Genomic DNA, 20,507 nt, shown 5'->3' on the forward strand with positions numbered 1-20,507 from the left:
TCCACTGATCTGCGGAGAACCCGAACAACAGGGGCCAACATGGGACTCTTCATCCTTCGACGATTGGGCGTGATGCTGCTGACGGCGCTGTGCCTGACCTTCGTGGTCTTCTTCCTGACCAACCTCTATCCAAACCTGGAAAAGCTGGCCAAGACGCAGGGCAACCAGCGTATGTCCGATGAGCAGGTCGTCACTTGGCTTGAGAACCGCGGATACATGCAGCCCACGCTGGTCAAATACGGTCAATGGCTGGGGGTGGTGCCCGGTTTCACCAACACGCTACCGGATGGTCAGTTCGTGGGAAGTTGCACTCGTCCCGGCTCTACTCCGGAAACGACACCGCGCTATTGCGGCATTCTTCAGGGCGACTGGGGCTATTCCACCGTCTTCAAGGACGAGGTCGGAACGATCGTCAGCAAGCGGCTGGGCAACACCGGCTACCTGATGTTCTGGGTGCTGGTGCTGATGATCCCGACCGCCCTATTGGTTGGCGTGCTGGCCGGCATGCGCGAGGGGTCTGCGTTGGACCGGTCCCTGTCCACGTTTTCGATCATCACGACGGCCACGCCGGAATACGTGTCGGGCGTGATCTTCATCGCTATCTTCACCTCGTCAACCGTGGGTCTGAAATGGTTCAAGGGCACGGCCACACAGGCCATGGAAAACCCGACTTTCGAGAATTTCTTCCTGCCGGTCCTGACAATTGCCCTTTACGGCATGGGCTACATTGCGCGGATGACCCGAGCCTCGATGACCGAGGTGATGACCGCGCAATACATTCGGACCGCGCGCCTGAAAGGTGTGTCCTTCGGGAATATCGTTCTGAAGCACGCCCTGCGCAACGCGCTGATCGCGCCCTTCACGGTCATCATGCTGCAGTTCCCTTGGTTGCTGAACGGCGTCGTGATCGTCGAGACCCTGTTCAACTACAAAGGTTTTGGCTGGGCGCTGGTGCAGGCCGCGGGGAACAACGACATCCAGCTTCTGCTGGCGATCTCGGTCGTGTCGGTCTTCGTGGTGCTCGTGACGCAGCTGATCTCGGATATCGGCTATGTCTACCTCAACCCGCGCATCCGCATTTCATAAGGGAGGATAGACCATGGAACCTCTGAGCTGGACTGGCTCTATCGCCTTTCTGAACCCGATCATGATGATCGCCCTGGCTGCGCTGGTCGTATCCGTCGTTGTCTGGATCCTGGCAAGCATTCTGCTGCCCGAGACGCAAGTCAGCGTGAATGCGGATGGCACCGTCAGTTCGGGCGGCGGCCTCAGGAACCTGACGCAATCCGCGCTGTGGTATTCTTTCCTGGCCAGCATCGCGACGGTGGTCGCCTACCTGCTGCTGGGAATATTCCTGGGCACTGGGGCCGGGATTATCGGCGCGATCTCGCAGCAATTTCTGCCGGTCTGGCTGTCGCTGATCATTCTTTTCGCGATGTCGGTTGCCTTCAAACGGCGCCTTGGCCTGTACGGCAAGCTTTTCGACAGCCCGATCGGCATGATCGGTTTTGGACTGGTCATGTTCTGGGTTTTCACCGGCATCTTCGGGGCTTTGGACCTGATCGTGACACATGATCCGTTGGTCCAGGTTTCCGGCATGAAGAACAAGGTGCCCGGTACCCCCCTGCCCAATGCCGAGGACGGTGAGTTCGCCTGGTACCTGCTGGGCGGCGACAACCTTGCCCGCGACGTATTCAGCCGCATGGTCAAGGGGGCGTGGATCGTCGTACAGATTGCTCCGCTGGCCACGATGTTTGCCTTCATGGTCGGGATCACGCTGGGCTTGCCCGCCGGGTATTATGGCGGGCGGCTGGACACGTTTCTGTCGTTCCTCGCCAATCTGATCCTGGCGTTCCCGGTCATCCTGCTGTTCTACCTGCTGGTCACACCGGAAATCGTCGCGACCGGCGTGCCGAACTATATGGCCGCAGTCCTGTTCGTGTTCCCGATCCTCTTCATCGGTGTCCTTCTGAATTCGCGCTACTACACCCGGCCGAAATTCCGTACGCCGCTGCTGATCGGCGTCTTGGGTATCGCGATCTGGCTGTACCTGTCGCTGATCTCGACCGGGGGATACGTCATCCGCACGGACGATTACAGCATCTGGGGTCTGCCGACCTATCTGGATCTGTTCGACATTCCGGGCGGCATCCTGGTCGTGTTCGTTTCGGTTGTCTTCGTCAACTCGCCCACAGTGTTCCGCATCGTGCGCGGCTTGGCCATGGACATCAAGACACGCGATTACGTGGCCGCGGCGCAGACGCGCGGCGAAGGCCCCTGGTACATCATGCTTTGGGAAATCCTGCCCAACGCCCGCGGGCCGCTGATCGTCGATTTCTGCCTGCGCATCGGCTACACGACCATCCTCTTGGGGACCTTGGGGTTCTTTGGACTGGGCCTGCCGCCGGAAAGCCCGGATTGGGGGTCCACGATCAACGAAGGACGCAAGCTGCTGTCGATCTACCTGCACCCTGCACTGCCGCCGGCACTGGCGCTGTTGTCACTGGTTCTGGGATTGAACCTGCTGGCGGATGGCCTGCGAGAAGAAAGCCTGAAGGACTGATGTGAAAGCGGCCGGGGGACTGCCCCCGGCCCCCACCAGGATATTTTTAGCCAGATGAAGGGGATCCCCCGAGCGCTGGCGAGGAGCAAGCAAGATGAACAAACTGGCGGATTATGACGGGCCGATCCTCGAAATCGACAAGCTCTCGATTTCGTTCTTTACCCGCTTGCGGGAAATACCGGCCGTTATGGATTTTTCGGTCAGTGTGCAGCCCGGCGAGGCTGTCGGGTTGGTCGGTGAATCCGGCTGCGGCAAGTCGACGGTCGCCCTGGGTGTCATGCAGGACCTTGGCAAGAATGGTCGGATCGTTGGCGGCTCGATCAAATTCAAGGGCCGTGACCTTAGCGAAATGAGCAAGGAAGAACTTCGGGATATTCGCGGCAATGAGATCGCGATGATCTATCAAGAGCCGATGGCTTCTTTGAACCCGGCGATGAAGATCGGCAAACAGCTGATGGAAGTGCCGATGATCCATGAAGGGGTCAGCAAAGAAGAGGCCTATGCCCGCGCTCTGGAAGTGGTGACGGATGTGCGCCTGCCGGACCCCGAGCGGATGCTGAACAGCTTTCCGCATCAGCTGTCCGGTGGCCAGCAGCAGCGCATCGTGATCGCGATGGCCCTGATGTCCAAGCCGTCGCTTCTGATCCTGGACGAACCGACAACCGCGCTGGACGTGACGGTCGAGGCCGCCGTGGTGGAACTGGTCAAGGATCTGGGCAAGAAATACGGCACCTCGATGCTGTTCATTTCGCACAATCTGGGCCTGGTTCTAGAGACCTGTGACCGCTTGTGCGTGATGTATTCCGGCGAGGCGGTCGAACGGGGCTCGATCCACGATGTCTTTGACGAGATGCAGCACCCCTACACCCAGGCGCTGTTTCGCTCGATCCCCCTGCCCGGCGCGGACAAGAATTCACGCCCGCTGGTTGCAATCCCCGGCAACTTCCCGTTGCCGCACGAACGCCCACCCGGCTGCAATTTCGGCCCGCGATGCGACTATTTCGAGGAAGGGCGTTGTGACGCGCAGGACATTCAGATGTTCCCGGTCCCCGGCAATGACCGCCACCATACGCGCTGCTTGAAGTTCCAGGAAATCGACTGGAACGCACCCATCACGGTTGCCGAGCAAAAAGAAAAAGCGCCGATCGGCAAGACCGTTCTGAAGATGGACAACCTCAAGAAATACTATGAGGTGGCCGCAAACGCTCTGTTCGGTGGGGGCGAAAAGAAAGTGGTCAAGGCCAACGAAACCCTCAGCTTCGACGCACATGAATCGGAAACGCTGGCGATCGTTGGCGAGTCCGGCTGCGGCAAATCCACGTTTGCCAAGGTCCTCATGGGATTGGAGACGGCGACCGACGGGCAGATCCTGCTGGACAACCGCAATATCGAGCATCTGCCGATCGAAGAACGGGATGCCAAAACCGTCGGCGAAGTCCAAATGGTGTTCCAGAACCCATTCGATACGCTGAACCCGTCGATGACGGTCGGACGTCAGATCATCCGCGCGCTGGAAATCTTCGGCGTCGGAAACTCGGAAGCCGAACGCAAGCAACGGATGCTCGAGTTGCTGGACCTGGTGAAGCTGCCGCGCGCGTTTGCCGACCGTATGCCGCGCCAACTGTCAGGCGGCCAGAAACAGCGCGTCGGGATAGCCCGTGCCTTTGCGGGGGACGCCCGGATCGTCGTCGCGGACGAGCCGGTCTCGGCATTGGATGTGTCGGTGCAGGCAGCCGTGACCGATCTGTTGATGGAGATCCAGCGCGAACATAAGACGACACTGCTGTTCATCAGCCACGACCTGTCGATCGTACGCTACCTCAGCGACCGCGTCATGGTGATGTATCTGGGCCACGTGGTCGAACTGGGCACGACCGATCAAGTCTTCTCGCCGCCCTATCACCCTTATACCGAGGCGCTGCTGAGCGCGGTTCCAATCGCCGATACCTCGGTCGAAAAGAAACACATCGTCCTTGAGGGCGACATTCCTTCGGCGATGAACCCGCCGCCCGGATGTCCGTTCCAAACCCGGTGCCGGTGGAAGTCCGAGGTTGCGGGCGGATTGTGCGAAATAGAGGTTCCGCCGGTCCAGACGCTGGCTGACGGACACCATGTCAAGTGTCATCTGTCCACCGAAACACTGGCCAAAATGGAGCCGGTTATTAAAATAGCGGCTGAGTGATCGCCCAAAGAAAAACCGGCCTTGGGCCGGTTTTTTTGTGCGGCTATTGTATCAGCCGCCCCAGATGACTTTGACGTAATTCTGCGTCTCTGCATAGGGCGGCACGCCCCCATGCTTTTCCACCGCTTTCGGGCCGGCGTTGTAGGCTGCCAGCGCGAGGCGCCAGGACTTGAATTTGCGATATTGCCACGAAAGATACCGCGCACCGCCTTCAAGGTTTTGCTTCGGGTCATGCGGGTTCACGTTCAGCAGCCTGGCGGTTTGCGGCATCAGCTGCGCAAGGCCCAAAGCGCCCTTGTGCGACTTGGCGTGAGGGTCCCAACCGCTTTCCTGTTGAACCAGACGCAGGAACAGTTCTTCCGGGACATTGTGCTTGCGCGCTGCCTGGCGCGCCATGGCCAGGTATTCACCACGGTACTTGCCGGAATAGCGCTTTTTGAAACTGCCGTCCGGCGTCTTCGGTTTCAGCCGTTCAGAGTCGCGATACTGGCTGGCGGCCCGCGTGTCCAATATCTTGGCCTGCTTCAAAAAGATATCTTTGCGATTCTTGGTCGACAGCACATCCGCGCTCAGCGGCGTCGACGCCAGAACGAGGCATGCAATTAAAAAACCACTTAACAGACAACGCATTCAAGCAATCCCGCTCGTTCAGCAATCAACCGGATTATAGGTATTTCAGGCGGAAATGAAAGCTTGGTTAAGGAAACACTGATTTTCCGGGTGGCATTCCGGGCATCAACCGTGTTCCAACCCGGGCGCAGGACGTATAGGGTTTCAGGTGAACTCAGCGTCAGATTCGGGCGCCATCAAGCTGGTCAAAAAACGGGGAAATCCATGGCAGGTTCAGTCAACAAAGTCATTCTGGTCGGCAATCTCGGGCGCGATCCCGAAGTGCGGTCGTTTCAGAACGGTGGCAAGGTCTGCAACCTACGGATCGCCACCTCGGAAAACTGGAAAGACCGCAATACCGGTGAACGCCGCGAACGGACCGAGTGGCACACAGTCGCTATTTTTTCCGAACCGCTCGTCCGCATCGCCGAGCAGTATTTGCGCAAAGGGTCAAAGGTCTACATCGAAGGCCAACTGGAAACGCGCAAGTGGCAGGATCAGTCCGGACAGGATCGCTATTCCACCGAAGTCGTTCTGCGCCCTTACCGCGGCGAACTGACCCTGTTGGACAGTCGCAACGAGGGCGGCGGATACGGTGGCGGCCAAAGCAGCGGTTACGGAGGCGGCCAGGACAGCGGCGGATACTCCGAGCCCTACGCCGCACAGTCCAGCGCACCGGCACCGGCATCAGGTGGCATCGACGACGACGAAATCCCGTTCTAAGCTCCAGCGAGGCACGTCATGACATGGTCCTTCGCCGTCGGCCGATTGCTCGGATCGGAACTGAGGGTCCATGTCACCTTCTTTCTTCTGCTGGCCTGGGTCGGCTTTGCCGCCTACTCTGACGGTGGGTGGCCAGCAGCCATCGACAACATCATTTTTGTTCTGGCGTTGTTTGCCTGCGTGGTTGCCCATGAGTTCGGTCATGCGCTGATGGCCCGCAGGTATGGCATTCGCACACCTGACATCACTCTGCTGCCCATCGGCGGCTTGGCCCGCCTCGAGAGGATGCCGGAAAAGCCGATGCAAGAAGTTGCCGTCGCATTGGCTGGTCCAGCGGTCAACGTCGTCATCTGGGGCATACTTGTCCTTCTGGGTGCGGGAATGCAGGTTGAAACGCTGGCGCAAATCGACTCGACCCGCGTCGACCTGCTGAGCCGGCTGGCCTACGTCAATCTGTTCCTCGCGGTGTTCAACCTGATCCCCGCGTTTCCGATGGACGGCGGCCGCGTGTTCCGCGCCCTGCTCTGCCTGAAGATGGACAGGGTCAGGGCCACACGGGCCGCCGCCTTTGCGGGCCAGGCCGTGGCCGTCGGGTTCGGGTTTCTGGGGCTCAGCACCGGTAACCCGATCCTGGTTCTGATCGCGGTTTTCGTCTTCATCGCGGCAAATGCCGAAAGTCAGGATGTAGCAATGCGCTCGGTGGCGCGCCGCGTGCTGGCTCGCGACGCGATGATTACCGAGTTCCACGCACTTACCCCCCAAGACACGTTGGCAACGGCAGCCCAGGCCGTGATCCAGACAACGCAGCACGAGTTTCCGGTTTTGGGCGCAGACGGGCAGCTGTTGGGCTTTGTGACCCGCAATCGGCTGTTTGCCGCGCTAGCTGGCGATCACCCCCGGTCGGAACCCGCGACCTCGGTCATGGAAGAGCAAATCCCCCGGGTGGCCCTGACCAGTGGGCTCGAAGCCGTTTTGGATGGTCTCCATGGTGGCGCACCGGCCGTGGCGGTCTGCACCAAGACCGGTCAGATGGTCGGATACATCACCCGCGAAAACATTGGCGAATTGATGGTGATACGGGGCCGCTGACTCCGCTTATCAGCACGTTGCCAAGGCATCCTGCAGCACAGACAGAACGGCATCGCGTGGCACATCCGACGTGACGAAGGCCTGCCCGATCCCGCGCGCCAGGATAAAGCGCAGCTGGCCGTCAACGACCTTCTTGTCCTGAGCCATAAGGTCGACCAGATCTTCGGCGCCCGGCAGATCTCCGGGAATGTCAGACAGATCGGTCTTCATGCCCATCGCCTTCAGGTGCGCGCGGACGCGGCTCGGGTCTTCTTGGGAACACAGACCCATGCGGGCCGACAGCTCGAACGCCAGGGCACAGCCAATGGCAACACCCTCGCCATGCAGCAGCCGGTCGGAATAGCCCGTCGCCGCCTCAAGCGCGTGGCAGAACGTATGCCCGAGGTTCAACAGCGCCCGGTCGCCTTGTTCGGTCTCGTCACGGGCCACGATGTCGGCCTTCATCTGAACCGAACGGGTGACGGCCTGAACCCGGGTCGCCATGTCCCCGGCCGACAGCGCGGGGCCGTTGCGCTCCAACCATTCGAAGAAATCAGCATCCCCCAAAAGGCCATATTTTACGACTTCACCGTATCCCGCCAGAAAATCACGCGCCGTCAGCGTGCCAAGCACTGAGGTGTCAGCCAGAACCAACGAAGGTTGATGAAACGCACCGATCAGGTTTTTGCCTTGCGGAGCATTGATACCGGTTTTGCCCCCCACGGAACTGTCGACCTGCGCCAGAAGCGAGGTTGGGATCTGCACAAAGCGCACACCGCGACGCAGCACCGCCGCAGCAAAGCCCCCCAGATCTCCGATCACTCCACCACCGAAGGCTACGACGATATCGCGCCGTTCGATCTTTTCGGCCAGCAGCCATTCGACGGCGCGCTCGAAATGCGGCCAGCTTTTGGTCGCCTCACCTGCGGGCAGAGCCAGTGCGGTCATTTCTACCCCGGCCGACGCCAAACCGCTGCGCAAAGCATCCAGATGCAAACCGGCCACGGTTTCATCGGTCAGAACCGCGACACGCGGACGGTGCAGCATGGGTTTGATCCGCGCACCGGCCTGAGCCAACAGGTCCGGCCCGATTTCCACGTCATAGGACCGCTCGGCCAGATCAACGTTAACTGTCTGATGCATCTATTTGACTTCCAATACATCCGGGCGCGTCATCAGCTTTTCCAAAACCCGGTCAACCATATCCTCGATCGCGGTGTCGCCGTCCGAATTCACCACCAGATCGGCCTGTGCGTACAACGGCACGCGGGCCTCGTACAGGTCACGCAGCGTTGCATACGGATCAGGCGTACGCAGCAAGGGTCGCGTGTCTTTGTGGCGCACCCGGTTCCACAACACATCCAGATCCGCGCACAGCCATACGGAAACCCCACGGTCCGAGATCATCGTCCGGTTTTCTTCGCTCAGAAAAGCGCCACCGCCGGTCGACAGGATACCCTTTTTCTCGTCCAGCAGGCGACCGATGACCTGGCTTTCTTTGGCACGAAAGAACGGCTCGCCGTCCCGTTCAAAGATCTCGGGGATGGTCATGTTGGCGGCCGATTCGATCTCGCTGTCACTGTCGAGGAAAGGAACACCAAGGCGCGCGGCCAGAGCGCGCCCCACGGCCGTCTTGCCAGCGCCCATCATGCCGACCAAAACCACCGTTTTGTGCAGGTCAAAGACCTGCCGTTGTCCGGCCGGCGCCACGTTATGCTTAATTTCGCTCATTTCCCTGTGAATGACGTGATCTTGGGAAAAATGCCAGTTATAACTTGGCCAAAATCGAAAATTGAGGCAGCGTTGAGCCATGGGCCGTCTGATCAAATTCCTGTTGTACCTAATTTGCCTGCTTTTCATCGGCTTGGTGGCCTATGCGTATCTTGGCCCATTCTTCGGCGCCGATTTCTCGGCCCCGCAAAGCGAAATCAGCGAACCGGTAATTCTGGATGTCAACTAGGGCCGTCGTGCTGGCGCTTGCACTGACCGGCCAAGCCGCCGCACAAACCGAACAGCCGCTATCCGCGATCGACTGGCTGGAGACGGCCCCTGACCTGTTGCCGGGGACCGTATTGCTCGAGCCGCCGGTTACCGATACGGGCCTGCAGCCCGACATCCAGGTGTCTCCGCTCGAGGCGCTGTCGCCGCCGTTGGGATTGGTGGATGGGTCAGCGACCGGTCTGCCGGTTGATCTGTGGCTGCCCAGCGATCCGGCCCGGCTGGCCGAACTCATCGCGCGCGTGCCGGTCAAATCGAACCCTGCCATGCAGCGGCTGTTGTTCACACTTTTGCTGACCGAGGCCCGCGCCCCGGCGAATTCCAATGAGCCAGACCAACTTCTGCTGGCGCGGCTGGATCGTCTGATGCAGCTGGGTGCCGCCGATCCGACGCAATCCTTGGTGCAGCTAGCCGGCCCCACCGATACGCCTGAGCGGTTCAAACGATGGTTTGACGCAACTCTATTGACCGGCGACGAAGACCGCAGCTGCACTGCGCTGATCGCGCAACCGCATTTGTCGCGGGATTATTCCGCGCAGGTCTTCTGCAAGGCTCGCAGAGGTGACTGGGCTTCGGCCGCACTGACACTCGAAGCGGCGCATGCGCTCGAATTACTGCCGCCCGAGCAACTCGATCTGCTGGATCGCTTCCTAAGCCCAGAGATGTTCGAAGGCGCCGCCTATTTGCCGCAGCCCGAAGACCCTGACCCGCTGACGTTTCGCCTGTTCGAAGCGATCGGCGAGCGACTTCCGACCGCCTCGTTGCCGCGAGCCTTTGCCAATGCCGACCTGCGCGATGTTGCCGGTTGGAAGGCCCAGATCGAAGCGGCCGAGCGCTTGACCCGCATCGGCGCGCTTACGCCGAACCATCTGCTGGGCCTTTATACCGAGCGCGCGCCTGCGGCTTCGGGCGCGGTCTGGGATCGCGTCTCGGCAGTTCAGCGTTTCGAAACGGCGCTGGAGACCGGAAGCCCCGAGGCAATATCCAAGACCCTGCCGAAAGTCTGGGCAGAAATGGGTTCGGTCGGGCTCGAAGTGCCCTTTGCAGAACTGTTTGCCGAGCGCCTGATGCCGATCAATTTGTCCGACCCGACCACCGAGAACCTGCGCTGGCGCATCCTGCTGTTGTCCGAGTTGTACGAGGATGCCGCACGATCTGTCCCCGACGGACCCGAGGCCAATGCCTTTCTGGCTGCTTTGGCATCGGGCCAACCCGAGCGTTCGAACTCGCCCTCACCGATGGCTGACGCCATTGCCGAAGGGTTTGCATGGTCGGCACCGATCCCGTCCGATATCCGCGCGATGTTGGAAGCAAACCGTCTGGGTGAGGCAATTCTTGAGGCCATGCAGATGTTCGCGCATGGCGCGCGCGGCAATCTGGTTGACCTGACTGCGGCCATCGCGGTGTTCCGGCATGTCGGCCTGGAAGACACGGCGCGCCGTGCCGCCTTGCAGTTGCTTGTTCTGAAGGGGGCCTGACAGTGTCCGCTCCGGCGACACAAGACTTGTGGATTTCCGCGTTTCTCGAGGCGCAGGCCGCAGAACTTGGGGCGGCAACCAACACTTTGCTGGCCTATGGGCGAGACTTGAAGGACTTTGCCGCGTGGCTCGGTCGGCGAAATGCCGAGTTCGAAGCCGCCGACCAGGATATGATCGAGGCCTACCTGATTGACTGTGACGCACAAGGCCTTTCGCGCGCGACCCGCGCCCGCCGCCTCTCTGCCATCAAGCAATTGTACCGTTTCGCGTTTGAAGAAGGCTGGCGCTCGACCAATCCGGCCATCCAGATCAAAGGCCCGGGACGCCAGAAAAGACTGCCCAAGACGCTGGACGTGGCCGAAGTCGACCGCCTGCTTGAGGCCGCCAGGCAAACAGGGCGCAGTACGGCAGACAAGCTGCGCAACACCTGCCTGATGGAAATTCTGTATGCGACCGGGATGCGTGTGACCGAACTTGTTTCCCTGCCGGTATCATCCGCCCGGGGCGACCCACGCATGCTGCTGGTTCTCGGCAAAGGCGGAAAAGAGCGCATGGTGCCCTTGTCACCGCCTGCGCGCGATGCTTTGGCGGCATGGCTGACGATCCGGGACGAAGCCGAAGATGCAGCCGCCGCCAACGGAGGCCAGCGGTCCCGGTTCCTGTTTCCTTCGCGCGGAAAATCAGGGCACCTGACCAGACACCGGTTCTTTGCACTGATAAAGGAACTGGCCGTGCAAGGTGGTGTATCTTCTGACAAAGTCACGCCACACACGCTGCGCCATGCCTTTGCGACGCATCTTTTGGCCAATGGGGCCGATTTGCGTTCGATCCAGACCCTGCTTGGTCACGCCGACGTCGCGACGACAGAAATCTATACGCATGTCCTGGACGAGCGCCTGTCGGAACTGGTGTTGCAGCATCACCCGCTTGCCAAGGATGACGGTCGAGACTAGGGCCAAACCCTTGATCGCGCGCATCTGCGCCCCCATAACCATTGCATCAACAATACCTGAAACGGACCGATGGACTCTGACCCTTCTCTTCTCGATGGCGCCTTCTGGCTGACTACGGCCTCAATTCTGCTTCTGCTGGTACTCTCCGGCTTCTTCTCGGGGTCTGAAACAGCGCTGACGGCGTCTTCGCGGGGTAAACTGCGGGCGCAAGCCGACAAAGGATCGCGCGGCGCGCAAAAGGCGCTGGAGATCACTGACGACAACGAACGTCTGATCGGCTCGGTTCTGCTGGGCAACAACCTCGTCAACATCCTTGCAGCCTCGCTGGCCACGGCTTTGTTCACCCGACTTTTCGGAGAAAGCGGCGTGGCACTGGCCACCTTGGTCATGACCCTGCTTGTTCTGGTCTTTGCTGAGGTGCTGCCCAAGACCTACGCGATTACCAATGCCGAAAAGGCCGCCGCGGCGGTCGCCCCGGTGATCGGTGTCGTCGTTACGGTGTTTTCGCCGGTGGTGGCTGCCGTTCGCCTGCTGGTGCGCGGTGTACTGCGCCTGTTCGGGGTTCAGATCGACCCCGACAGCAACATCCTTGCCGTACGCGAGGAGATCGCCGGTGCTCTGCAACTGGGCCATTCCGAGGGGGTCGTCGAAAAAGAGGACCGCGACCGCATCCTGGGCGCGCTTGACCTCGGCGACCGCACGGTAGAGGAAATCATGCTGCACCGCTCGAATATCGAGATGATCGACGCGGACGCAGACCCTGAATCGATCCTGAAACAATGCCTCGAAAGCCGTCACACGCGCCTGCCGGTGTTCCGTGGCCAGCCCGAAAACATCGTGGGCGTCGTGCACGCCAAGGATCTGTTCCGTGCCATGTACGCAAAGGCAGGCGGTAGCGATGGCGGGGCGGAAAGACTGAAGTCATTTGACATCCTCAAGGTAGCAAATGACCCCTATTTCGTACCGGAGACCACCACGCTGGACGATCAGATGCGGGAATTCCTGCGCATGCACAGCCATTTTGCGCTGGTGGTAGATGAATACGGCTCGCTGCGCGGGTTGATCACGCTTGAGGACATCCTCGAAGAAATCGTCGGCGAGATTGCCGACGAATTCGACGTGGACGAAGATGTGACGGTTACGCGAACCGAAGACGGTCAGTATCTGATCGAAGGCTCGATGACTATCCGCGACCTGAACCGTGCGATGGACTGGTCCCTGCCCGATGACGAGGCCAACACCATTGCCGGGCTGGTCATCCACGAAGCGCAGATGATTCCGACCGTCGGTCAGGTGTTCTCGTTCCACGGATTCCGGTTCGAGGTCGTCGAACGCGAGGGCAACCGGATTACCTGGTTGAAGGTGCGGCCGCTCTGACGGACGGCCGGCGGAAACGACAAACTCGGTCGTTTTCGTGACAGATACCGGCGCGGCACCCCTGCACCTTCGGGCCAGACGCAAGGAGGTGCGGATGAAAACCACGTGTCAGGTTGCCGTGATCGGCGGTGGAGTTGTCGGGTGTTCGGTGCTGTATCACCTGACCAAGCTGGGCTGGTCGGATGTGATGCTGCTGGAACGGTCGGAACTGACCAGCGGATCGACCTGGCACGCGGCGGGCGGGTTCCACACGCTGAACGGCGACACCAACATGGCCGCGCTGCAGGGCTATACCATCAGGCTGTACAAGGAACTGGAAGAGATCACCGGCATGTCCTGTGGGCTGCACCATGTGGGCGGCATCACGCTGGCCGACAACCAGGACCGGTTCGACATGCTGCTGGCCGAACGCGCCAAGCATCGCTTCATGGGGTTGGAGACCGAGATCGTCGGCCCCGACGAGATCAAGCAGATCGCCCCCATCACCAACACCGACGGGATCATCGGCGCGCTCTATGATCCGCTGGACGGGCACCTCGACCCTTCGGGCACGACCCACGCCTATGCCAAGGCCGCGCGGATGGGCGGCGCCACGATCGAGACCCACTGCATGGTGCGTGAAACCAACCAGCGCCCCGACGGCACGTGGGACGTTGTGACGGACAAGGGCACCATCCACGCCGAGCATATCGTCAACGCTGGCGGCCTCTGGGCACGCGAAGTTGGCGCGATGGCGGGCATCTACTTCCCGCTGCACCCGATGGAGCACCAGTACCTCGTCACCGACACCATCCCCGAAATCGAGGCGATCATCGACGCGGGCAGCGAGCATCCGCACGTCATGGACCCGGCCGGCGAAAGTTATCTGAGGCAGGAAGGCCGCGGTCTCTGCATCGGCTTCTACGAACAACCCTGCAAACCCTGGGCCGTGGACGGCACGCCGTGGGAGTTCGGGCACGAGCTGCTGCCCGACGATTTCGACAAGATCACCGACTCGATCGAATTCGCCTATCGCCGCTTCCCGGTTCTGGCCGAAGCCGGGGTGAAATCGGTGATCCACGGCCCCTTCACCTTTGCCCCCGACGGCAACCCGCTGGTCGGGCCTGTGCCCGGCGTGCGCAACTACTGGTCGGCCTGCGGCGTGATGGCCGGGTTCAGCCAGGGCGGCGGCGTCGGCCTGACGCTGGCGCAATGGATGATCGAGGGCGAACCCGAGCGCGACGTCTTTGCCATGGACGTGGCCCGCTTCGGCGACTGGATCACCCCCGGCTACACCCGCCCCAAGGTGATCGAGAACTATCAGAAGCGTTTCTCCGTCGCCTACCCCAACGAGGAACTGCCGGCCGCGCGGCCCAACCGCACCACGCCGATGTATGACATCTTCAGCGATCTGGGTGCGGTCTGGGGCCAGCAATACGGGCTCGAGGTCGCCAACTATTTCGCGCAAGGGGGCGAGCCGACCTATGAAACCCCGTCCTTCCGCCGCTCGGACGCCTTCGCCGCAACGGGCCGCGAGGTGCGCGCCGTGCGCGAGGGCGTCGGCATCAACGAGGTGCACAATTTCGGCAAATACCTTGCCACCGGTCCGCGCGCCCGCGACTGGCTGGACCGGATCATGGCCGGGCGCATCCCCAAGCCGGGCCGCCTGTCGCTGACCCCGATGCTGTCGCCCAAGGGCAAGCTGATCGGGGATTTCACCGTGTCCTGCCTGGGCGAGGAGGAGTTTCAGCTCACCGCCTCCTACGGCGCACAAAACTTCCACATGCGCTGGTTCCTGCAGCATCAACAAGACGGCGTAACCGTCGAGAATATCAGCGACAAACGCAACGGCTTCCAGATTGCAGGCCCCAAGGCCCGCGAGGTTCTGGCCGCCTGCACCCGCACCGATATCAGCGACATGCGCTTCATGGACGTACGCCGCATGGTCGTGGGCATGACCGACTGCATCATGCAGCGGGTCAGCTATACCGGCGATCTGGGGTTCGAGATCTACTGCGATCCGATGGCGCAGCGCCAGCTGTGGTGGACCCTGTGGCAGGCCGGGCAACCGCACGGCATGGTGCCGTTCGGCATGCGCGCGATGATGAGCCTGCGGCTCGACAAGTTCTTCGGCTCGTGGATGCGCGAGTTCTCGCCCGACTACACAGCCGCTGAAACCGGGCTGGACCGCTTCATCTCGTTCTCCAAGAACGTCGATTTCATCGGGCGCGCTGCCGCCGAGGCCGAGCGGGCTGAAGGAACAGCCCGCAAGCTTGTGGCCTTTGAGGTCGAGGCCGAAGACGCGGATGTGAACGCCTACGAGCCCATCTGGCATGATGGCGCGGTCGTTGGGTTTTGTACATCCGGTGGGTATTCGCATTTCGCACAGAAATCAGTTGCCATGGGCTTCCTGCCAACGGAACTGGCGGCCGACGGCTTGGCGGTCGAAATTGAAATCCTGGGCCAGATGCGCAAGGCCCGTGTGCTGACCAGTCCACTATTTGACCCCGACGGTGCGCGTATGCGGGGGTGACAGCCGTTCCGGTTGGCGGCAAGGTGGCCGCCATGAAGGATATCCCTGTCATTTTGCTGGCCGCCGGAAGCTCTCGCCGTATGGGCGGAGTGGACAAGTTGATGCAAATTGTTGAAGGTCAACCACTGATCCGGCGCTCGGCCGAAAACGCACGAGCTGTCGGGCCGGTCATCGTCGCCCTGCCGCCGGCGCCTCACCCGCGATACACCGCCCTGAGCGGGATGGACTTGGAGGTCGTTTCAGTTCCCGATGCGGATGAAGGCATGAATGCCAGTTTGCGCAGGGCCGTCGCGCAGCTGCCGGTATCCGCCCGGGCAGCGATGATCCTGCTGGCCGATCTTCCAGAGCTGACATCAGACGATCTACGCGCGGTCCTCCGGTCGGTCACCGAACATCCTGACAAGCTGATCTGGCGCGGAGCATCCTCGGACGGAGTTCCAGGCCATCCTGTAATCTTCGACCGAAGTCTCTTTGCTGATCTGGCGCATTTGACCGGAGATGGCGGCGCACAAGCCATCGTACGCGCGCATCTGGACCAGGTGCACCTGCAGCCTTTGCCGGGTCAGAACGCTATTCTGGATCTGGATACGCCCCAAGCGTGGGCCGAATGGCGCAAAAAGCAAAGATCCCAAAAGTAACGCGGCCCGGTCGAGAACGACCGGGCCGGTTGCCCAAAACAGGACTACCACTTTCACCAATCCCGAAAACGCGGCCCGGATGTCGTCAAGACATCGGACCAATGTGCTGCCGAACCGAAACAAGACCCCCTCGTTAACATGCCGCTCAGCGCTTCCGGTGACTGAGATCTGCCTTCAAGCACCCCCTTGATGCTGTCAGGCCCCCCTTTCACTTGGGCACGTTCATCGTCACCGATAAGTTCAGTGCAAACAACGTAAAATTGGTTGAATCGGTTAATTTTGCCGGATTCGTGATGGTATTTCCGCAACAACGCGCGTCACGAAAATCTACCCAAGGTTGTTCGTGCGCTTTACCATTGCTGACCCACGACAAGAATTTTTTAGCGCTAAACGATCAAAATGACATTTTTGCAAAGACCTATTAGAAAAATACCACCTTCTGAAAGGGCGGTGGCGCAACCTGTGAGTGTCCCCAAAAATTCGGTCAAAAACCGCCGCCGGACTGTTAACAAATTTGATTCAATTCAATGCTTTTGCGAATTTGACCCTCATTTCGGCAACAATCCACCGATTCGACCGGCAACTCCCACGGCCGATTCCCGGGATTGCGAGCGCTACCAGACGCCTGCAATGTGGCAAAATTAAGATTTATTAATTGATCAGTCAGAAAACGCAAAGACTGGCGGCTCATGTTCCCTGCAAAGCGCACATCAACAAGCGCCGAACCAAGGAGACCTAGTCAACATGAGCATCCGCAAATCCCCCCTTATTCTTCCTCGCACCTCAGGGCTGTTTGGCGCCACCGCGCTGAGCGCGGCGTTGCTGGCCGCGACCGCCATTCCGTCGCAGGCCGACGAAGCCCTGGCGGATCTGGTCGAGACCGTTTCACCGTCCGTGGTAACCGTCATTGCCTCGATTGACGCGGCCCCGTCGCCAGCGAGCGGCCAGGAGTTTGATTTCGAAGGTCAGCCTTTTGGTGAGTTCTTCAAACGTTTCGGGATTCCCGAAGGCTTTGACGCCCCGCGCCGTGGTCCCAGTCAGGGCTTGGGATCCGGGTTCGTACTGGATGAAGATGGCTATATCATCACCAACCACCACGTCGTCGACAAAGCCAGCAAGATCACCGTGCGCCTGAGCGATGATCGTTCGTACGAGGCTGAAGTCGTGGGGACCGATCCCCTGACCGATATCGCGCTGCTCAAGATCGAGGCGGATGAGGCGCTTCAGCCGGTCCCGCTGGGGGATAGCGATGACATCCGCGTGGGCGAAGACGTGGTTGCCATCGGCAACCCCTTCGGCCTGAGTTCGACCGTCACGACCGGCATCGTTTCCGCCAAGGGACGCAATATCTCGGAAGGCCCCTACGCTGAATTCATTCAGACCGATGCGGCCATCAACAAAGGCAACTCGGGCGGTCCCCTGTTTAACATGGACGGCGAAGTCGTTGGGGTGAACTCGGCCATCTATTCGCCCAGTGGCGGTTCGGTCGGACTGGGCTTTGCCGTGACTTCGAACATCGTCGAGCACATCGCTGCGGACCTGCGTGACGATGGCCAGGTCAGCCGTGGCTGGCTGGGTGTCTCGATCCAGAACATCAGCCCCGAGCTGGCAGCAGCGATGGGTGTCGATGGCACTGTCGGCGCACTGGTGTCCGAGGTTCTGCCGGACAGCCCCGCTCAGGGCGTGCTGCAACAGGGCGACGTGATCATCGCCTTCAATGGCGAACAGGTCGACTCGAGCAGTGAACTGCCGGTGCTCGTTGGGACCACGGCCGTCGGAACCGACAGCAAGGTTACCGTCCTGCGCAATGGCAAGGAAGAGACCCTGAACGTCACGCTCGGGCAGCATTCGGCCCAGATGGCGGCAAACGCGGAACCGACCGATGACGCGGTGGCGGGCAAGACGCTGGGTGTCACCGTAGCACCGCTGTCCGAAGCGACTCGTGCGCAGATCGGAGTTCCCGAGAACGTGCACGGCGTGGTCGTCACTTCGCTCAAGCCGGACAGCCCGGCGGCCAAGGCCGGTCTGCGGCAGGGCGACGTGATCGTGAAGCTGGGCAACCAGGATGTGGAAACACCCGAGGCGCTCAAATCCGCGCTCGAAGATCAGAAGACCGATCCGGCGCTGATGCTGATCAACCGCGGCGGCAATCAGATCTTCGTCGCCGTCGAGATCGCCTGACCTGCGTCCCGCGCGCACCGCATGATGGGGATATCCGGTGCGCGCATCTCCTGGCGGACACGATTTGTCCACGTGCTGTCGGGATTGCCGGGTGCGGATTTCGCACCCGGCAGTTTTTTTACCTGTCCATACGTGATTATATCCTGAGTGAAAGGAAATCCGACCATGAGCAGACGTCTGTTGATCGTTGAGGATGATGAAGACACGCGGGACTTCATCGCCAAGGGATTTGGCGAAGAAGGTTATGTCGTCGAATGCGCCGAGGACGGCCGCGAAGGTTTGTACCACGCGACCGACGGCGGATTTGACGCGGTCGTTCTGGACAGGATGCTGCCCGGGCTGGATGGTCTGGCCCTGATCAAGTCGATGCGCGCCGCCGGGGTCAAGACGCCGGTTCTGATGCTGACAGCCATGAGCGCCGTGGACGAGCGGGTGAAAGGGCTGCATGCGGGTGCCGACGACTATCTGGTCAAGCCCTTCTCATTTCAGGAACTTCATGCCCGGATCGAAGCCCTGTTGCGCCGACCTCAGGAATCCGAGGAAACCCCGACCCTCAAATGCCGCGACCTTGAAATGGATCTGCTGACCCGAAAGGTCACACGCAACGGTCGCGAGATCACCCTGACGCCCAGAGAGTTCCAGATTCTGGAATTCTTCCTTCGGAGGAAAAACCGGGTGGTGTCGAGGACGATGCTTCTCGAGGGTGTCTGGGACTACCATTTCGACCCGAACACAAACGTCGTCGACGTTCACATCTCCAAACTGCGTCGGCAATTGGATGAAGGTGGTGAACCACCACTGATCGAAACCGTGCGCGGGGCCGGTTACATGGTTTCTGATGGTTAAGTCACCCTTGTCGTTCAAGGACTCTAGGACACGGTTGGTGCTGGCCAGCATGGTGCTCAGCACATTGCTGACCGCGGCCGTATTGTTGCTGGTCTATATCACCGCCAACCGCACGATCGAAGGCGAAACCCGATCTGTCGTGTCCGCCGAACTGACCGGGCTGGCGGACGAGTACGAACGCCTGGGGCTAGTCGGCCTGATGGTGGCCATCGAACGCCGGCTTCCGACCGCGTCCGAGCGTGATGCGCTTTATCTGTTGGCTGACCGCTCGGGAAAAACCTTGGCCGGCAACCTCAAGCGATGGCCCGAAGGCATCGCCGCTGGCAGTGGGTGGGTGGATCTGGAACTGCGCAGAACCGAGACGGATCAGCTGGTCCCGATCTCCGCCGCATCGATCTTGCTGCCCGGCGGCGAACGGCTGTTGGTGGGCCGCGACGCCCTCGCCCGTCAGCAGTTCGACCGGGTGCTGTTTCATTCGGTGGCGCTGGCCCTGGGCGCGGCCCTTGCGCTGAGCATTCTGACCGGTTGGCTTTTGACCCGTCTGGTGTTTTCGCGGCTGAAGGATATCGCCGACACCGCAGAAACCATCGTGTCCGGCGACCTGTCCCAACGAATGCCACAGCGTGGCACCGGCGACGAGTTCGACCAGATGGCAGGCACATTGAACAACATGCTGGACCGGATCGAAGAGTTGGTTAGCAACTTGCGCACCACGTCAAATTCGATCGCGCATGATCTGCGGTCACCTCTGTCCCGGTTGAAGCAGCGGGTGGTCGCCTTGGCCGAGCCAGGCAAAAGCGACCTGGATCGTGAGGTCGACATCGCCCGGGCAACGGCCGAAATCGATCACGTGTTGCGGGTTCTCGGACAGCTGACCGAGATCTCACGCGCCGAGGCGGGGTTGGGGCGGGAGCAGTTTGAACCTGTGGACCTTGAGCGCTTGGTCAACGATGCCGTGGAGTTGTACGAACCGGTCGCGGCCGACAAGGATGTGCGCCTCGAGGTCACGGGTCGGGCGGCTCCGATCATGGGGCACCGCCCTTTGCTGTCGCAGGCCCTGTCGAACCTTCTGGAAAACGCCATGCGCTATGCCCCTCAAGGAACTGCAATTTCCATCGAACTGCGCGAAGACGGCCCGTTTGCCCTGCTGAGTGTCCGCGACCGCGGCCCGGGCGTGCCGGCCGAGATGCTGTCGCAGCTTCAACTGCCCTTCGTCACGCTCGATCCCGCGCGATCGGACCGAAACTCAGGCCTCGGACTGGCTTTGGTGGCGGCCATCACCCGCATGCATGGCGGGGGCTTCAGTGCCCAGAATGCGGATCCCGGGCTGAAGGCAGTTCTGAAGCTGGCGCAAAAACCCTAGGTTAACGCCCCACGTT

General features: G+C 60.7%; 17 protein-coding genes. 14 read left to right on the forward strand and 3 right to left on the reverse strand.

What is annotated here, in order from left to right:
- Positions 1–39: 39 nt before the first annotated feature.
- From ACR0LD_RS06040 to ACR0LD_RS06050, 3 genes are all read left to right on the forward strand, one after another.
- On the forward strand, positions 40–1,086 hold the full coding sequence (locus ACR0LD_RS06040) for an ABC transporter permease (protein WP_170339518.1): 1,047 nt from the start codon (positions 40–42) through the stop codon (positions 1,084–1,086).
- Positions 1,087–1,099: 13 nt separating this feature from the next.
- On the forward strand, positions 1,100–2,563 hold the full coding sequence (locus tag ACR0LD_RS06045; RefSeq protein ID WP_170366979.1) for an ABC transporter permease: 1,464 nt from the start codon (positions 1,100–1,102) through the stop codon (positions 2,561–2,563).
- A 94-nt stretch (positions 2,564–2,657) separates the two neighbouring features.
- Positions 2,658–4,745 carry a dipeptide ABC transporter ATP-binding protein gene (locus ACR0LD_RS06050; RefSeq protein WP_480635978.1) on the forward strand — a complete coding sequence of 696 codons (2,088 nt, stop codon included), beginning with the start codon at positions 2,658–2,660 and terminating at the stop codon, positions 4,743–4,745.
- A gap of 51 nt (positions 4,746–4,796) precedes the next feature.
- Here the strand turns inward: ACR0LD_RS06050 and ACR0LD_RS06055 are convergent, their stop codons facing one another.
- Entirely contained in the window at positions 4,797–5,375 is a 579-nt protein-coding gene (locus ACR0LD_RS06055; protein WP_480635980.1) for a lytic transglycosylase domain-containing protein, read from the reverse strand.
- Positions 5,376–5,579: 204 nt separating this feature from the next.
- Between ACR0LD_RS06055 and ssb the strand changes: the two genes are divergently transcribed.
- Together ssb and ACR0LD_RS06065 are read left to right on the forward strand one after the other, a co-directional pair.
- Positions 5,580–6,077, forward strand: coding sequence for a single-stranded DNA-binding protein (ssb, locus tag ACR0LD_RS06060; RefSeq protein ID WP_170338954.1), 498 nt, complete (start codon positions 5,580–5,582; stop codon positions 6,075–6,077).
- A gap of 18 nt (positions 6,078–6,095) precedes the next feature.
- The gene (locus ACR0LD_RS06065) at positions 6,096–7,166 is read left to right on the forward strand and encodes a site-2 protease family protein (protein WP_480635982.1); all 1,071 of its coding nucleotides are present in this window, start codon (positions 6,096–6,098) and stop codon (positions 7,164–7,166) included.
- Between the two features lie 9 nt (positions 7,167–7,175).
- Here the strand turns inward: ACR0LD_RS06065 and aroB are convergent, their stop codons facing one another.
- Positions 7,176–8,288 carry a 3-dehydroquinate synthase gene (gene aroB, locus ACR0LD_RS06070; RefSeq protein ID WP_170338959.1) on the reverse strand — a complete coding sequence of 371 codons (1,113 nt, stop codon included), beginning with the start codon at positions 8,286–8,288 and terminating at the stop codon, positions 7,176–7,178.
- Positions 8,289–8,876, reverse strand: a complete 588-nt coding sequence (locus tag ACR0LD_RS06075; protein WP_170419178.1) for a shikimate kinase — start codon at positions 8,874–8,876, stop codon at positions 8,289–8,291.
- Between the two features lie 79 nt (positions 8,877–8,955).
- Here ACR0LD_RS06075 and ACR0LD_RS06080 point away from each other — a divergent pair, with 79 nt between their 5' ends.
- The 9 genes from ACR0LD_RS06080 to ACR0LD_RS06120 all read left to right on the forward strand — a co-directional run bounded on the left by ACR0LD_RS06080 (position 8,956) and on the right by ACR0LD_RS06120 (position 20,491).
- On the forward strand, positions 8,956–9,105 hold the full coding sequence (locus ACR0LD_RS06080; protein WP_170338962.1) for a hypothetical protein: 150 nt from the start codon (positions 8,956–8,958) through the stop codon (positions 9,103–9,105).
- Complete coding sequence (locus ACR0LD_RS06085; RefSeq protein ID WP_170445553.1) at positions 9,095–10,621, forward strand: hypothetical protein; 1,527 nt, start codon at positions 9,095–9,097, stop codon at positions 10,619–10,621. The genes ACR0LD_RS06080 and ACR0LD_RS06085 overlap by 11 nt, the downstream gene beginning before the upstream one ends.
- Before the next feature lie 2 nt (positions 10,622–10,623).
- A complete protein-coding gene (locus ACR0LD_RS06090) occupies positions 10,624–11,574 on the forward strand; it encodes a site-specific tyrosine recombinase XerD (RefSeq protein WP_480635985.1) in 951 nt (316 codons plus the stop codon).
- 69 nt (positions 11,575–11,643) lie between these two features.
- Entirely contained in the window at positions 11,644–12,951 is a 1,308-nt protein-coding gene (locus tag ACR0LD_RS06095; RefSeq protein WP_480635987.1) for an HlyC/CorC family transporter, read from the forward strand.
- Positions 12,952–13,045: 94 nt separating this feature from the next.
- A complete protein-coding gene (locus ACR0LD_RS06100) occupies positions 13,046–15,463 on the forward strand; it encodes a GcvT family protein (RefSeq protein ID WP_480635989.1) in 2,418 nt (805 codons plus the stop codon).
- 32 nt (positions 15,464–15,495) lie between these two features.
- Complete coding sequence (locus tag ACR0LD_RS06105) at positions 15,496–16,101, forward strand: nucleotidyltransferase family protein (protein WP_480635991.1); 606 nt, start codon at positions 15,496–15,498, stop codon at positions 16,099–16,101.
- A 744-nt stretch (positions 16,102–16,845) separates the two neighbouring features.
- The gene (locus tag ACR0LD_RS06110; protein ID WP_170371198.1) at positions 16,846–18,282 is read left to right on the forward strand and encodes a DegQ family serine endoprotease; all 1,437 of its coding nucleotides are present in this window, start codon (positions 16,846–16,848) and stop codon (positions 18,280–18,282) included.
- A 165-nt stretch (positions 18,283–18,447) separates the two neighbouring features.
- Positions 18,448–19,128 (forward strand): response regulator transcription factor, encoded by a 681-nt coding sequence (locus ACR0LD_RS06115; RefSeq protein ID WP_093961855.1) that lies wholly within the window; start codon positions 18,448–18,450, stop codon positions 19,126–19,128.
- Positions 19,121–20,491, forward strand: a complete 1,371-nt coding sequence (locus ACR0LD_RS06120; protein ID WP_170338977.1) for a sensor histidine kinase — start codon at positions 19,121–19,123, stop codon at positions 20,489–20,491. The genes ACR0LD_RS06115 and ACR0LD_RS06120 overlap by 8 nt, the downstream gene beginning before the upstream one ends.
- Positions 20,492–20,507: the final 16 nt, after the last annotated feature.

This window comes from Ruegeria sp. BF8 (assembly GCF_056538625.1).